4 protein-coding genes are annotated in these 2,371 nt (G+C 31.5%); 2 read left to right on the top strand and 2 right to left on the bottom strand.

The features are described from left to right. A partial coding sequence (locus ENL20_07635) for a T9SS type A sorting domain-containing protein (GenBank protein HHE38431.1) occupies positions 1-368 on the top strand: 368 nt, incomplete at its 5' end. Positions 369-397: 29 nt separating this feature from the next. Then, complete coding sequence (locus tag ENL20_07630) at positions 398-1,252, top strand: hypothetical protein (protein HHE38430.1); 855 nt, start codon at positions 398-400, stop codon at positions 1,250-1,252. Positions 1,253-1,440: 188 nt separating this feature from the next. On the opposite strand, the gene ENL20_07625 is transcribed toward ENL20_07630, so the two are convergent. Together ENL20_07625 and ENL20_07620 are read right to left on the bottom strand one after the other, a co-directional pair. Further along, positions 1,441-1,740 (bottom strand): hypothetical protein, encoded by a 300-nt coding sequence (locus tag ENL20_07625; protein ID HHE38429.1) that lies wholly within the window; start codon positions 1,738-1,740, stop codon positions 1,441-1,443. Between the two features lie 82 nt (positions 1,741-1,822). Next, a partial coding sequence (locus ENL20_07620) for a TRAM domain-containing protein (GenBank protein ID HHE38428.1) occupies positions 1,823-2,371 on the bottom strand: 549 nt, incomplete at its 5' end.

The raw sequence follows: 2,371 nt of genomic DNA, 5'->3' as shown, positions 1-2,371 counted from the left end.
CTGATAACAGCTGGATCGCTTCTGACATCGAATTAAATGAAAGAGAAGAAACCTTAAAAGTTACTCATGAAAATTATGATAATGAACAAAATATTGTTTTATTTCAAAATTCACCAAATCCGATGAGAACAAATACGGAGATCAAATTCGAGGTTAAGAAAGCTGTTGTTTGCGAACTGAATGTTTACAATGTAAAAGGTGAAAAAGTTGCCAATCTTTTCAATGATAATGTTCAGAATGATGAAGTTGTTACAGTTAGCTGGAATGGTAAAGATAATAATGGCAGAGATGTTGTTGCTGGTTTTTATCTTTATAAGATCAAAGCCGGAAGATATACCAGCACCAAGAAAATGATCTTGATGAAATAAAAGTATTTCGAATATAAAAAGGAGATGAAATGAAATCGATTAAGTTTACTATGATCTTAATAGCATTTTTATTTATGTTTCAGATAATTTTTTCTGATTCAGTTCCTGGAATCGGATCAGAAACTGAAGCAGGTCCGATAGTAATTTATGGAGACACTCGATCGAACTATCAAATTCACCAGGAAGTTGTTGCAGCTATTGAAACCTTTAATCCGTCAGTAGTGTTTCATTCAGGTGATTTTATTAGATTGTCGAGTGATATGGAAAAGAAATGGAACAAATTTCTATCTATAACAGAAAATTTAAGGAACAATTCCGAGTTTCTTCCTGTTAAAGGAAACCATGAAATGAACAATGAATTCTTTACCAGTACATTCCGCTTTATGGAAGATCATGCCTGGTATTCGGTCGATAGGAATGATATTCATTTTATTGTCCTTGATTCAAATGCTGATCTGACAAATGGAGAAGAACCATCAGAGCAATATACCTGGCTGATTAATGATCTTGAAAATATTGCAGATGACATCCTTTTTACAATTGTTTTATACCATCATCCAATTTTTACAACCGGACCTCATCCTGCAGATGAAAAAAATCTCGGTGACATCTTGTTACCCCTTTTTTCTGAATATGGTGTTGATATTGTATTTAACGGTCATAACCACTGTTATGAAAGATCACAATACAACGGAATTTATCACATTGTGACTGCAGGAGGTGGAGCAACTCTTTACGATCAGATGAGATACAGCAAACACAGTCAATTGTTTTTGCTAGAAAATCATTTTTGTAAATTAACAATTGAAAATGGTCAACTTATTGTCGAGGTTATAAATCTGGATTTCGAAACTATAGATCAGATTGTGATTGATAACGAATAATTAATATATTCTGTTGTGTTCCTATAATGTAAGGTTCAATCTTTTTTGGTTGAACCTTAAATTTTTACCTACTAATACTAATTTATTTAAAATCATAACCTTTATAAATATTTTTTTTGAAATACATTCAATAATATTTATAAGGAGCATCTTCTCATATTCTGTCTAATACATTTCAGAAAAGATCATCACTCATCTTCCCTATCCCTGATATTATCCATCAACCATTTCCATTGTTGTTCCGTTATATTTCCAAAAAAATTATTTTTTATTTCAGCAATGAATATTCTGTCTTCTTTATCAGTCAGTTCTTCTAATTTTTCAGAGATTGTATCCAGATCATGTTTGGAATTAATAATCTTCAAATTGTTTGAAAGATTAATGTGAGGACCGAAAGAACGAAGATAGGTTTTAAACTCAGACTTTCTTTTCTTCCTGATTTGACGAATAGGAAAATAAATATCATAAAAAACAATATAACCAGGCATTTTTACCTCACTTTAAATTGCATTATCATAAAAACGATCAGGTTTTACAGCAAATTCTTGTAAAAGAAATTTTCTTTATAACTTATAAAATTTCAATCGAATCTTGTTCAAGCATTCTGCCTTTCAATGTCCAGCCTACTGCATCGATTATTTTTACTTTTACGAATTTCCCGATCAATGACTGATTTCCTTTGAAAACAGTTATTTTGAAATCCCTGCTTTTCCCGGAGAGTTCATCAGGATTTTTTTTACTCACTTTTTCAACATAAATTTCTTTTTTTTCCCCGATTTGATCACGATACTTTTTTGTAGTTATTTTTTGTTGTAATTCGATAAGTTTCTGCAGTCTTTCTAAACGGATTTCTTCAGGGATTTGATTACTAAATTCTGCTGCTTTTGTTCCTTCTCTGGAAGAGTATTTAAAAGTGAAAGCATAATCGAATTCGATCTGTTTCATCAAATCATAAGTTCGTTGGAACTGTTCTTCAGTTTCTCCTGGAAATCCGGCAATAATATCAGTAGTGATGGCGATTTCCGGCATTGCGATCCTTAATTTCCTGACAATATCATAAAAATGTTCGGAAGTATAACCGCGATTCATTCTCTTTAAAATTTCATTATCACCACTTTG

It is taken from the genome of Candidatus Cloacimonadota bacterium (assembly GCA_011372345.1).
GTDB lineage: Bacteria > Cloacimonadota > Cloacimonadia > Cloacimonadales > TCS61 > DRTC01.
Note: the sequence above shows the minus strand (reverse complement) of the source record. Positions and strands in the feature narration are given on the sequence as shown.

Bases quoted from the DNA above. Each gene is read 5' to 3' on its own strand.
- ENL20_07625 (HHE38429.1), bottom strand. From the start codon at position 1,740: ATGCCTGGTTATATTGTTTTTTATGATATTTATTTTCCTATTCGTCAA.
- ENL20_07630 (HHE38430.1), top strand. From the start codon at position 398: ATGAAATCGATTAAGTTTACTATGATCTTAATAGCATTTTTATTTATG.